Origin of the sequence: uncultured Leifsonia sp. (assembly GCF_945957465.1) — a bacterium.
Taxonomy (GTDB): domain Bacteria; phylum Actinomycetota; class Actinomycetes; order Actinomycetales; family Microbacteriaceae; genus Leifsonia.
Map to the genome: position 1 here is coordinate 1 of NZ_CAMFLC010000036.1, position 12,490 is coordinate 12,490.

Sequence of the window (12,490 nt, forward strand, 5' to 3'; positions counted from 1 at the left end):
CCGTGCTAGAGTCATTTCTTGTGCCGCGGGGTGGAGCAGCTCGGTAGCTCGCTGGGCTCATAACCCAGAGGTCGTAGGTTCAAATCCTGCCCCCGCAACCAACTGGCCCGGACTTGAGGAGAAATCCCCAGGTCCGGGCCGATTTTCATTTCAGGTGCAGCCTGTCTCCCGCGCGAGCCGGCCAGGCGGAGCTTTCCAGCGGAGGATGATGGACGAGGCCCTCGACGGCACGCGCGTCGCCGCGGTCTGGGAGGACCATCCCACCTGGGCGCTGCTGCGCAGCTACAACGGCCGCTGGGTGCTTCCCCTGTTCTCGCGCCATCTCGAAGACACCGACGGCACCGTCTCGGCGGACTGGTTCCACCAGAAGGTGGCGGAAGCCCTCGAGGAGCTCGAGATCGATCGCGAGCCGGCGGAACCGGACACGACGCGCACCTCCCCCGCCGAGTACTGCCGCAGCTGGGTCGACAGCAGGTGGCTGGTCCGCACCCGCGCCGGCGCCGGCGAGGGCCGTGCCCGCTACCGGCTCTCGCAGTACTCGTTGCAGGCGCTGCGGATCGTGCGCGAACTGGCGGAACCGGACAGTGCGGTCTCGGAGGCCCGCTTCGCGAGCATCGCCCACGCCGTCCATCAGCTGGCCGCTCTCACCGATCCGAGCGCCGAGTCCCAGCTCGAACGGCTCGACCGCGAGATCGCGGAACTGCAGCGACGCAGGGACGACATCGCCGAGCACGGCCCGTCTGTGGCGGGGCCCGAGACCGTGTCGCGGCAGGTGCGCGAGGTGCTGCGACTGACGGCTACCCTGCCGGAGGACTTCCGTCAGCTCGGGGCGATGGTCGAGCAACGGCACCGCGCGGTGGCGCGGGCGGCCTCATCGCGGACCATCGGCAAGGGCGCGCTCGTCGACCGGTTCCTGCGCGACAACGACCTCCTCGAGCAGACGCCGGAGGGCCGCGCGTACCGCGGCTTCGCGGCGATGCTGTCCTCGCGCGAGCTGGAGACCATGAGGGCCGACATCGAGCGCGTCCTCGCGCGCCCCACCGGGGTCGCCGAGCTGACCGAGCGGCAGCGGACGCAGCTGGAGACGTTGATCACGTCGCTGCTCGCCGAAGAGCAGAGCGTGCAGGAGACCTACGTGCGCTGGACGTCGTCGTTGCGGCGGTTCCTCAGCCGAGGCGGCTCCGACCGGCATTCCCGGCTGCTCGCCCTCGCGGCACGCGCCGTGGATGCCGGAGCGCTCTGGGCCGAACGCCGGCCCGGCCCCGCGCTCGTCGACGGCGACGTGCTCGGCATCGGCGGCTGGGACCTTGTCGACGTGACCCAGGCGCAACTCTGGCGCGACCGGGGGCGACCGGAGGTCGGCGTGGCGATCACCGAGAACGACGACCCGCTGCCGGCCGACGAACGGGATGCCCTCCGGCTGGCGGTCGGGACGAGCGCCGCCGCGGTGCGCGAGACGATCGATTCACTGCTCTCGGACGCGGAGACCGTCACGGGCGCCGATGTCTATGCGGCGACTCCGCCGGAGTACCGGAGGCTCGGGCTCGCGGTCAGCCTGATCGAGCTCGGCGCCGAGCTCGGCGCGGTGGCCGACGGCGTGCAGACCGTGCCGCTCGACGTCGCGGCCGGCGCGCGCGAAGTGACCATGCCGCTCCTCGTCTTCGGACGGGACGCGGCCGACCGGGAGGCGGACGGCCTGTGACAGGCGAACACGCTGCGGCCGAAGCGGCCGGCACCGATAGGGCGGACGCCTTCGGAGACCCGCCGACGGGCGATCTCCTCCCCCGCGAGGCGCGCATCGCCCTGGTCACGCTCCTGACCAGCCGGTTCGTGACACGCTCGAAGCAGCCGGAGGCGTGGCGCGGCCTGATCGACCACGAGGCCGACATCCGCGCCCGCCTCGACGAGCTCTTCCTGACACTGCACCTCGACCTCGCGCACGAGGTGGCCTTCAAACGGCAGAGCGGCGAGGACGGCGTCCCCGTCCTGCTCCGCCGCGAGAAGCCGCTCTCGCGCGACGCGTCGCTGCTGCTGGTGATGCTTCGCCAGGAGCATGCGTACACCGACGCGCAGGACGAGCCGGTCACGGTGACGCGTGACCACGTCGCCGAGTTCCTCAGCCGCTTCCAGGGCGACTCCTCGCACGACGAAGTCCGCGTCGACCGGAGGATCCGGGCCGCGATCGCTGCCCTGGACCGTCTCGAGCTGCTGACTCCGGCACCGGAGGATCCCGACCTCTTCGTGGTGTCGCCGGCGGTGGTGCCGTTGATCGGCGCCGACGAGCTGCGGCACCTCGAGCGGACGTTCCTCGCGGCCGCCGGTGAGGACGCTCCCCCAGGCGATACGGGCGACACGGGCGAGGACGGCACCACGGCCGAGGAGGACGACGAGTGAACGACCTGCCCGAAGACGACGGCCTGCTCCGCCGCGGCCAGTTCCGCATCGAGCTCGTCCAGTTGCTGAACTGGGGAGGCTATGACGGCCTGCACCGCATGCCGGTGGGACGCGGAGGCATCGCGATCCTCGGCCCGACCGGGCGTGGCAAATCGACGGTGCTCGACGCCATGTCGGCCGTCATCATGCCGAACCCCCAGGAGTTCAACCGCGCGGCGCGCGACGACTCCCGGCAGCGCTCGGAGCGCACGGTCTACAGCTACGCGCGCGGCAAGACGGACGAGGTCAAAGACGCCGGCTCCGACACGACCACCACGCATTTCCTGCGGCCGCTCGGCACGGCGTTCCCCAGCGGAGCGGCGATCACCTGGCGCACGGAGCTGGGCGAGACGATCACGGCCGCACGCCTGGCCTGGATCGGGCCGGACACCTCCACGCAGGACGAGGTCACCACCGCGACCGTCTACCTCCTGGCGCACGGCGAGTTCCCTCTCGCCCGGCTCAACGAGCTGGTGCAGGAGCCGGGCAGCTCGTCGCCGTTGACCCGGGCGTCCCTCGGCCGCCTGGTGCATCCCGAGCGCGACCTGGTCACCTCGTCCCAGCCGGAGTTGCGCGTACGGCTCTGCGAGGAACTGGGCATCGGCGGGAGCGACGAGTCGCAGTTGAAGGCGCTGACCCTCCTCCGCCGCGCGCAGGCGTCCAAAGGCGTCTTCTCGATCGACGAGCTGTTCAAGAACTTCGTCCTGACCGAGCCGCGTGCCCTGTCGCGGTGGGAGACGACGCTCAGCAGCTATCGGGAGGCCTCCGCCCTCTACGACGTCTTCGAGACCACGCGACGCAAGCTCGAGGTGCTGGCCGACGTGCCGGCACGCGCGGAACAGCTGTCGGCCGCCGCCGATGACGCCACCGGCAAGCGCAGGCTGCTGACCGCGGCGGACGGCGAGCACGACCCGCGCCTGCGCGTGTGGCTCGCCGAGCAGGTCCGCGACTGGGTCGCCGCGCAGGTGGACGCGGTCCGGGAGCGCAAGCGCGGGCAGGAGGCGCTGCGCCGCGCCGCCGAAGCCGACGAGCACACGGCCCACCGCGCTCACCAGGACGCCCAGGCCCGGCTGGCCGCGCTCGGCGGTGACCCGTCGGTCGCCCTGCGACGCGAACTCGACCTGGCCGAACGCATCCTGGCGGCTCAGGCCCGCGAGCGGGCCGCCGCGGACGCGCTCTTCGACCGAGCCGGCCTGGAGGCCCCCGAGTCCGCGGAACAGCTCGCAGAGCGTCAGGCGCAGGCGCAGGGGCTGCTATCGACCCTCGCGACCGACGACGACAGCAAGACCGAGCGCTACGAGCTGGCCGGCCGCGTCGACGTCGTCAAAAAGGCGATCGCCGCGGTCACAGCCGAGAAGCGGTCGTACGAGCAGCGCCGCAGCAACGTGCCGGCCGAGGCGGACGAACGTCGCCGGCGGATCGCCGCCGCGGTGGGCCTTTCCGCCGAGAGCCTGCCGTACGCCGGCGAGCTGTTCGAAGTCGCCCCCGGCCGTCGCGACTGGAGCAGGGCGGTCGAGGCCGTCCTCGGCGAGACGGCCACGCATCTCATCGTCGACGAGCGCAGCTTCGAGGCGGTACGCCGGTTCGTCAATGACGGCGACATGCGCGGCAGGGTGGTCCTCGTCCCGGCCGTCGCCGGGCGCGGGCCGGAACTCGACCCGATCGACCGGACCGTCCCCGCCTTGCTGCACTTCGACGAGGCGAGCCGGTACTGGGGCTGGCTGCACGACGAGCTGGTGCGCGACCGCAGCGTGCTCTGCGTGGAGTCCCCCGACGAACTCGACGCACCGCGCCCAGCCGGCGTGTCCGCCGCGGTGACCCGTGCCGGCATGCGCTCCGCCGCCCGCGGCCGCGTCATCAAGGACGACCGTCGCAGCGCCTCCTGGATCGGGCTCGACAACACGCCCCGCATCCAGGAGCTCAGCGACCGGCTGACCGGATTGGAGGCCGAGCTGACGGCGGCCAGGGCCGCGTCCGACAGGGCAGAGGCCGAGCACGGCCGCGCGCGCAGCCGCGCTGAAGCCCTCGCAGCTGTTCGCGCGCTGGCGTGGGAGTCCATCGAGGTCTCCCCTCACCGGTCGCGTGTCGCGGAGCTCGCCGAGCAGCTCGACCGCGTCGCCGTCGAGCACCCCGAGGCGACGGCGCTGCAGGACGAGGCGGAGCAGCTCGACCGCGACCGCATCGACGCCGCTAAGCGCGGGGCTGCTCTGCAGGCCGGGCTCGACGAGCTGGAGTCGGAGCACGCGGACCTCATCGACATCGAGGACAGCGTCGCAGACACCCTGGAGCGGAACAGCCCGCTCACTCCCGAGGAGCGCCTGCTGCTCGGTACGCTCCCGTTCAGCGCTCCCCGCCAGCCGGCCGACGTCGACCGCCGGTACGCCGAAGCGCTCGCCGCCCTGCGCGACCAGATCGACGCGCACCAGCGGAGCGCCGAGCACCTCGCCGAGCTGCTCGTGGTCACGTTCGAGCGCTATCGCGACCTGGATCCGTCGGCCGAGATCGACGCGACCATCGACAGCCTCCCCGCCGTCCTGGCCATCCACCGTGTGCTCGTCGACGACGACCTCCCGCGCTCGAAAGCCGACTGGCTGGTCAAGGCCGGAGCGAGCATGGGCGACAGCCTGCGTGCGTTGCTCACGCAGATCGAGGAGGACGGACACGCGATCCGTCGCGGGGTGCGGCCGATCTCCAACGCGCTGCGCGGGATCGAGTTCCGCGAGGGGTCGACGCTCGACATCGAGCCGCGGCCGGTCTCCAACAGCGACCTCCACGAGTTCACACGCACACTGCGCCGGCACACGACCGGCCGCACCGCCGCCGAGCGGAGGGACGCCGCGGCGATCGAGCGCGACTTCCTCGACCTCCGGCGCGACCTGTCCCGGCTGGAGGAGCGCTCTCGTGCCGGAGAAGCGTGGCGGCGGCGGGTGCTGGACGCCCGCGAGCACTACCAGTTCCGCGCGATCGAGACACGCGTCGACGGAACCCAGATCGTCCACGAGGGCGTCGCGGGCAAGTCGGGCGGCGAAGGCCAGGAGCTCATCGCGTTCGTCCTCGGGGCGGCGCTGCGGTATCGGCTCGGCGACGGAACCGACGCCATCCCGACCTACGCTCCGATCGTCCTCGACGAGGGCTTCGTCAAGGCCGACAACGAGTACACCGGGCGCGCGCTCGCCGCCTTCCGCGGGCTCGGCTTCCAGCTGATCGTCGGCGCCCCGCGCGACAAGGTCAACGCGTTCGAAGAGCACGTCGAATCCGTCGCGTACATCACGGGCGACCCGGGCCGGCCCGGTTTCTCGCGCATCTACTCGCTGAGCATCCGCGAAGCGCTGGAGGGTGAGCGTCTGGCCCTGCTGGTGGAGTGAGCGCCGCGACGGTTCGAGCACTCTCGGCGATCAGCCGAACGACACCTCGTCGAGCTCCGGCACCTCCACGCCGGCCGCGATGAGCTCGAGCGTGACGCGCTCGACGACGACGGCCGCCGGCTCGACGTCGTCGTAGGTCGTGTGCGCACCGGCCGGCACGATGACATCGAAGCCGCGTTCGAGTGCCCCGAGGGCGGTTGCCTGCACGCACAGCTCACTCTGCAGCCCCGCCACCACGACGGTGTCGACGCCCATCGCCCGCAGCACGTCGGCGAGGGCGGGGTTCGACTCGAAGGTGTTGGCGGCGTTCTTGCGCACCACGGGCTCGCCGGGCAGCGGTGTGAACTCCAGCTCCCAGCCGTCGGTCCCCGGCTCGTCCGGATCGCCCGACCGGCCATCGTTCTTCACGTGGATGATCGCCGCGTCGGCGTCCCTGGCGGCGTCGAGCAGACCCGAGAGCAGCGCCCGGAAGCCGGCCGCTCCGACCACCGCGCCCTGCCCTTCCAGCATGTTGCGCTGCACGTCGACGAGGATGAGGCCGTATCCCATGCGCTCCATGATGCGCCGCATTCGCTAGGGTCGTAAACCGGGGGCGTCGAGGGAGAGCCGAGGGTCTCGAGGGAGGACAGTGGGAGACGAACACGGCAAGGCGACGCAGTCCGCCGTGCGCGAGCGCAATCTGACCACTGCGCTCCAGCTCGTTCTGTCGGGCGACGGGCTCGCGACACGGGCCGCCATCGCCCGCCGCACGGGCCTGACCTCCGCGACGGTCTCGTCGTTGCTGGCCGGGCTCATCGCCGACGGTCTGGTCATCGAGGGCCGCCTCGCCGAGAGCACGGGAGGCAAACGCGCCACGACGCTGCGCGTCGATGCCGAGCACAACGTCCTCCTGTCGGTGATCGTCCAGCCGGGGCTGGTCCGCGGGGCGGTCGTCGACCTGCTGGGCGATGTCGTCACGAGCGTCGCACACCGCACGGCGACCACCGCGACGCTCGACGACGTCCGCACGGTCGTCCGCCGGCTGGCCGCTGCGACGACGGCGCGCGTGGCCGCTGTGGGAGTCCAGGTGCCCGGTATCGCCGACGGCGACCTGATCCGCGAGAGCGTCCAGCTGGGCTGGGTCGACGTCGACCTCGGCCGCGAGCTCGGCGGGATCGTCTCGGCACCGGTGAAGCTCGTCAACGATGCCGACGCGGAAGCCATCGCCGATTACTCGGTCTCCGACGAGTTCGGGGCCAACCAGCTGTTCGTCTCGCTCAGCACCGGCGTGGGCGCCGCCGTGATCGTCGACGGCGCGGTGCTCGCCGGCGCCTCCCATCGCGCAGGCGAAATCGGGCACGTCCCTGTGCTGTTCGGCGATGACGCCCCTGTGTGCGCGTGCGGCAACCGGGGCTGCCTCGAAGAGGTGGTGTCGGTCACGAGCCTGCTCGGCCTCCCCCACGGCGCCGATCTGGAGGCGGTGGACGTCGCCGCGCTCGCCGCGCTTCCCGAGTCCCGCGAGCGGATCGCCTCGGGCGCACGGGCGCTCGCGCGCGCCCTGCTCATGGTCGGCGCGGCGCTCGACGTGCCGAACGTCGTGCTCGGCGGCGCCGCGCCCAAGCTCGGCGCGGACTTCATCGGCCACGTGCGTTCGGAGGCGGCGCGACACCCGGTCCGCGCAGCCATGCCGCTCAGCTTCCGGTACGCCAAGACCGCGCTCGAACAGCCGTTCCGTGGCGCGGCGCAGTACGCCCTGCAGTCGACGCTCGGCGTCAGCTGGGCGCGCTGAGCAGGCGCACGAGCTCCGCACCGTGTTCGCGGTGGTGCCCGAAGGTCTGCACGTCGGCGTAGCCGGGCGCTGGTGCGCCTGTCGGCGACACGGCCATGTCGACGACCAGGACGCGCTCGCAGGCCGACCGCACCGCGTCCACGACGGCCCGTTGCCACGCCGCCGTCGAGATGGCGACGCCGACGACGATCACCGGTGTCCCGGTCGCCAGCACCAGCTCCGCCGGATCGGACGGCCCCACGTGGATCACGGGGTTGTCCGTCCAGCGGGTCGCCTCGGCCGATCCCGGCTCAGCCCACGCTTCGGCCAGCGTGTACCACCGCGGCACGGCCAGCCGTTCGTTGCTCAGGGTCGCCAGCCGCACGACCGTGCAGCGGCCACGGAACGCGTGCAGCCTGTCGAGGACGCCGGCGCCGAACCGGAACGGCCTGGGCGCCCGGTCGAACCTGGCCTCGTCCACGGAGTGAACGATCGGCTCCGCCAGGAGGGTCATCAGGAGACCCCGAGCTGGGCCGAGAGCACCATCACCACGCAGCCGCGCAGCACGATGTCCCGGCCCTGGCTGGTCATACGGAGCGTGACGTCGGAGTGGAAGCCGGCCATCGTGCGGTTGCGGAGCGTCTCGCCCAGCGCGTCGATCAGAACACCCGCGAGCAGTTCTTCCGGCCCGCTCAGCACGACCTCCGACAGGTTCAGCGCGCCGACGATGGGCGCGAGCGCCACCCCCAGCCGCTGACCGGCTTCGCGGAGGACCGGCTCGACGGGGCGGCCCGCGACGGCCGCTGCGGCGACCTTGGACTCGAGCCGTGGGACCGCGAGCCACGCCTCGAGGCATTTCTCGCGGTCGTACGGCCCCTCCGAGCCGTCGTCGGTGCCGACCATCACCTGGCCGATTTCGCCGGCCGCGAAGCGGCTGCCGAAGACCAGCGCTCCCGCGACGAGCAGCCCGGAGCCGACACCATGGCCGACCTTCACGAGCATCATGTCGCCGTGCGCATCGGCGAAGCCGTGCTCCGCCAGCACGGCGACGTTGGCGTCGTTCGCGACGAACACCGGCAGTCCGGTCCGCTCGGCGATCATCCGCTGGAGCGGTTCGTCCGTCCACCCCAGGTTGGGTGCGGCCACGACGGTGCCCGTCGCGTCCACGATGCCGGGGGAGCCGACACCGATCCCGAGGAGTGGAGCGGTCGCAGCCTCGACGAGTCCATCCACGAGCGCCAGGACCTTCGCGGTCGCGTCGTCGCCGCGGCTGCCGGCGAGTGAGACCTCCAGCGCACGCAGCACCTGGCCGTCCATGTCGAGGACGGCGCCGCGGAAGACGGCGTGCTCGCTGAGGTCCACGCCCACGATCTGGATCGCCGACCGGTTGACGTCGAGGAGCACGGCGGGCTTGCCCGGCCGGGCCTCGCCGCGCTGGCCGAGTTCGATCACGAGCCCCTCGGCGATCAGCTCGCCGACGAGATCCGAGATCGTGACCCGGGTGAGCCCTGTCTCCCTCGCCAAATCGGCCCGGCTCGCCTGCCCCTCGCGGTACAGCGACTGCAGGACGAGGGAGCGATTGTGATGGCGTGCGTGCTCGGGGAGAACCTTGGTGCGAGGGCGCAGCGCCCGCCCCGGGACCAGGGGCCCGTCGACCCCCGCGGCGCGGGCATCGGCGGATCGTTCGGCGGGGCCTGAGCGGCGCGCTTCGTCAACGAGCATGTTTGTTAGTAAAGTAGACAATCAAAGTTTGCGCAAGTGGTTTTTCGAGCGAACCTCGCTGATTTCGAGAACGTGCAGAGTCGGACGGGTCACTTTGCACGGCCGCTGAACATACACGAGCGGCCCGCACCATCACGGTGCGGGCCGCTCTGCGCAGTCGGGCTACTTGGAGCTCGACCCCGATCCTTCCGCGGCGATCGCGGCCTGCAGCGCCGCCTGCAGGCGAGCGTCCGCGGCACCGTACGCCGCCCAGTCCCCCGCCTTCAGGGCGGCCTCGCGGTCGCTGAGCGCCTGCTTCGCCTGCTGGAGCGCCTGCTGGAGCGCAGGGTTGTTCTGGCCGGAGGTCGACCCGGAACCCGAGCCGGTCCCGCTGCCCGTTCCCGAGCCGGTCCCCGATCCCGTACCCGTGCCGCCGGTGCCACCCGAAGTGCCACCACCGCCGGTCGCGGGGACGTTGTTGTCCCCCGCGCTGGCTCCCGAGTCGCCCCCGAACAGCGAATCCAGCGCCTGATCGAGCGTGTCCTCGAAGGCGATCTTGTCACCGAAGGCGACGAGCACCTTCTGCAGGATCGGGTAGCTCGTCTCACCCGTCGACTTGACGTAGACCGGTTGCACGTAGAGCAGGCCGCCGCCGACCGGCAGGGTCAGGAGGTTTCCATTGATCACATCGGTCTTGCCCTGTCTCAGCAGGTTCAGCTCCTGCGACACCGTCGGGTCGGAGTTGAAGGTGTTCTGCACCTGACCCGGCCCGGGTATGGTGTCGCTCGACGGCAGGGACAGAAGTCTGAGTTCGCCGTATCCGGACGCCACTTTGCCCTTCGTCGAGCCCGCATCGGCGTCCACTGCGAAATAGCCCTTGAGCACGGATCTGCTGGACTCACTCGACGCCTGCGGGATGAAGGTCGAGTACAGCGAGAACGACGGCTTCTCCTGCCCCGGCATCTGCATCGTCAGATAGTACGGAGGCTGGAGCGTCGGATCCGACGGCGACGACGTGGGGTCGTTCGGCGTCGTCCACGCATCGTCGCGCGAGTAGAACGACCCGGCGTCGGTGACGTGGTACTGGCCGAGCACGGCCCGCTGGACCTTGAACAGGTCGGCCGGGTAGCGCACGTGGCTGAGGAGCTGCGCGCTCATGTCGCTGATCGGCTTCACGGTGGCGGGGAAGATCTTCTCCCAGGTCTTCAGCACCGGGTCTTTGGCGTCCCACGCGTACAGCTGTACCGAGCCGTCGTAGGCGTCCACCGTGGCCTTCACCGAGTTGCGGATGTAGTTGATGTTGTCGAAGGCGTAGGCCGGCTTCGGCGTCTCGGTGTCCGCGATGGCGTCGGTCAGGCTGCCGACGTGCGAGTACGGGTACTGGTCGCTCGTGGTATAGCCGTCGATGACCCACTTGATGCGGCCGTCGATGACCGCCGGGTAGGCCTGCGAGTCGAGCGTGAGGTAGGGCGCAACCTTCTGCACGCGCTTGATCGGGTCGCGGTCGTAGAGGATCTGCGAGTCGCTGTTCACCGCGTCGGACAGGACGATCTGCTCGTCCTGGAACTTCAGCGCGTAGACCAGGCGCTTGAAGATGTTGTCGAGCTTCGGGCCGCCGTTGCCCGAGAAGGTGGTGTAGGTCTGCTGGGCGTTGTCGCTGCCGCCCGGATAGTCGAGCTCGACGGACTTGGCGCCCTTCGGAGCGCCGACGATCGAGTACGTCGGCGACTGCTGACCGAAGTACACCCGCGGCTCATAGGTGCCGAGCGTGCCGGTGGTGGGGATGCCCGACTCCAGGAAGACCGGCTGGCCGTCGCTGGAGCGCTGGTTGCCGTAGGCGGCGACCATCCCGTAGCCGTGGGTGTAGACGACGGTGTCGTTGAACCAGCTGCGGCTCGTGAGGCCGGACTGGTTCAGCTCGCGGACGGAGACGACGGCGTCCTGCTCGCTGCCGTTGATGCGGTAGCGGTCGACGTTCAGGTTGCGCGGGAACGAGTAGTACTGCCGGAACTGCTGCAGCTGCTGGAACGACGGGCTGATCACGGCCGGATCCATGATGCGGATCTGCGCGGTGGTCTGCGCGTCCTGACGGAGCGCACCGGCCTGCGCGTTCGTGGTCGCGTCGTACGGGATCACCTGGACGTCGCTGAGCCCGTACGCGTCGCGCGTGGCGTCGATCGAGTCCTGGATGTACGGCGTCTCCAGCGTCTTCTGGCTGGGGTCGACCTGGAAGCGCTGGACGACCCACGGGTAGATCGCGCCGACGACGAGCGCGGCGACGACCAGGAGGGCGGTGCCGACCACCGGGAACCGCCAGCGTCCGCTGAACGCGGTGATCAGGAAGAGGATCGCCACGAAGATCGCGGCCCCGGCGAGGATGGCCTTGCCCGGAATGGACGCGTTCACGTCGGTGTAGGCGGCGCCGTTGATCATGTCGTTGACGTTCGAATCGGTGACGGCACCGTAGCGGTCGAGCCAGATGCTGATGCCCTGGAGCAGCAGGTAGAGGGCCGCGATCACCGCGATCTGGACCCGCGCCGCACGCGAGATGCGCACCTCGCGACCGCTGATGCGGATGGAGCCGTACAGGTAGCAGGTTGCGAGCGTCGCCAGCAGCGAGATCAGCACGACGGCGGAGGCGAAAGCGACGGCGCTGCGGTAGAACGGCAGGGCGAACAGATAGAACCCGATGTCGAGGTGGAACAGCGGGTCGGTCTTGCCGTACGACGTGCCGTTCAGCCACATCGCCGCGGCCTGCCATCGGCTCGCGGACGAGACGCCCGCGAAGATGCCGAAGACGATCGGGATGCCGTACATCGCGAGCCGGCGGAGCGGCTCGATCACCTGCTGGTAGCGGTCGAGCTGGGTGTTCAGCTTGGCGTACACCGGCCGCAGCCGGTAGGCGAGCTGGATGGACAGCCAGAGCGGGACGGCCATGGCGAAGAAGCCGATGAAGAACATCGCGGCGCCGGCCAGCCACTGAGTGGTGAGCACGGTGAGGAATCCGAGCTGCTGGTACCACAGGATGTCGGCGTACAGCCCCGCGAAGACGAAGAACAGGATGATCAGCGCCACGATCACGCCCAGCGTGATCCAGATGGCCGCCCGACGGCGTCCCGGGGGTCGAACTGCAGCGGTTGAACTCACGTGTGGCCCTCTTGCTCTCCGTGGGGTGACTCAGAGAACCATCCTAGGTGGCCCTCGCTTGGAGAACGCTGCGGCCCGGCGGTGAGGAGGGCGAACG

The 12,490-nt window shown here is 70.6% G+C and carries 8 protein-coding genes and 1 tRNA gene; 5 read left to right on the forward strand and 4 right to left on the reverse strand.

The genetic code is table 11. From position 1 onward, the window contains the following. Positions 1–24: 24 nt before the first annotated feature. The 4 genes from Q0Q23_RS14730 (at position 25) to Q0Q23_RS14745 (ending at position 5,798) form a co-directional block, all read left to right on the forward strand. A tRNA-Met gene (locus Q0Q23_RS14730) sits at positions 25–101 on the forward strand. Between the two features lie 104 nt (positions 102–205). Next, positions 206–1,702: a DUF3375 family protein gene (locus Q0Q23_RS14735; protein ID WP_295125522.1), complete on the forward strand. Its 1,497-nt coding sequence runs from the start codon at positions 206–208 to the stop codon at positions 1,700–1,702. Then, positions 1,699–2,394, forward strand: a complete 696-nt coding sequence (locus tag Q0Q23_RS14740; RefSeq protein ID WP_295125525.1) for a DUF4194 domain-containing protein — start codon at positions 1,699–1,701, stop codon at positions 2,392–2,394. Before Q0Q23_RS14735 ends, Q0Q23_RS14740 begins: the two co-directional genes overlap by 4 nt. Further along, positions 2,391–5,798 (forward strand): ATP-binding protein, encoded by a 3,408-nt coding sequence (locus Q0Q23_RS14745; RefSeq protein ID WP_295125529.1) that lies wholly within the window; start codon positions 2,391–2,393, stop codon positions 5,796–5,798. The genes Q0Q23_RS14740 and Q0Q23_RS14745 overlap by 4 nt, the downstream gene beginning before the upstream one ends. Positions 5,799–5,828: 30 nt before the next feature. Here the strand turns inward: Q0Q23_RS14745 and Q0Q23_RS14750 are convergent, their stop codons facing one another. Continuing rightward, positions 5,829–6,356: an isochorismatase family protein gene (locus Q0Q23_RS14750; RefSeq protein WP_295125534.1), complete on the reverse strand. Its 528-nt coding sequence runs from the start codon at positions 6,354–6,356 to the stop codon at positions 5,829–5,831. A gap of 70 nt (positions 6,357–6,426) precedes the next feature. Here Q0Q23_RS14750 and Q0Q23_RS14755 point away from each other — a divergent pair, with 70 nt between their 5' ends. Beyond that, positions 6,427–7,566, forward strand: a complete 1,140-nt coding sequence (locus Q0Q23_RS14755; RefSeq protein WP_295125537.1) for an ROK family transcriptional regulator — start codon at positions 6,427–6,429, stop codon at positions 7,564–7,566. On the opposite strand, the gene Q0Q23_RS14760 is transcribed toward Q0Q23_RS14755, so the two are convergent. The 3 genes from Q0Q23_RS14760 to Q0Q23_RS14770 all read right to left on the reverse strand — a co-directional run bounded on the left by Q0Q23_RS14760 (position 7,550) and on the right by Q0Q23_RS14770 (position 12,393). Continuing rightward, positions 7,550–8,059 carry a hypothetical protein gene (locus tag Q0Q23_RS14760; protein WP_295125541.1) on the reverse strand — a complete coding sequence of 170 codons (510 nt, stop codon included), beginning with the start codon at positions 8,057–8,059 and terminating at the stop codon, positions 7,550–7,552. The genes Q0Q23_RS14755 and Q0Q23_RS14760 overlap by 17 nt on opposite strands. Then, positions 8,059–9,267, reverse strand: coding sequence for an ROK family transcriptional regulator (locus Q0Q23_RS14765; protein WP_295125544.1), 1,209 nt, complete (start codon positions 9,265–9,267; stop codon positions 8,059–8,061). Before Q0Q23_RS14765 ends, Q0Q23_RS14760 begins: the two co-directional genes overlap by 1 nt. Before the next feature lie 162 nt (positions 9,268–9,429). Continuing rightward, positions 9,430–12,393: a UPF0182 family protein gene (locus Q0Q23_RS14770; protein ID WP_295125548.1), complete on the reverse strand. Its 2,964-nt coding sequence runs from the start codon at positions 12,391–12,393 to the stop codon at positions 9,430–9,432. Positions 12,394–12,490 lie beyond the last annotated feature (97 nt).

Excerpts from the sequence above, each read along its gene's own strand:
- Q0Q23_RS14735 (WP_295125522.1), top strand. The coding sequence starts at position 206 with ATGATGGACGAGGCCCTCGACGGCACGCGCGTCGCCGCGGTCTGGGAG.
- Q0Q23_RS14760 (WP_295125541.1), bottom strand. The coding sequence starts at position 8,059 with ATGACCCTCCTGGCGGAGCCGATCGTTCACTCCGTGGACGAGGCCAGG.
- Q0Q23_RS14750 (WP_295125534.1), bottom strand. The coding sequence starts at position 6,356 with ATGGAGCGCATGGGATACGGCCTCATCCTCGTCGACGTGCAGCGCAAC.
- Q0Q23_RS14765 (WP_295125544.1), bottom strand. The coding sequence starts at position 9,267 with ATGCTCGTTGACGAAGCGCGCCGCTCAGGCCCCGCCGAACGATCCGCC.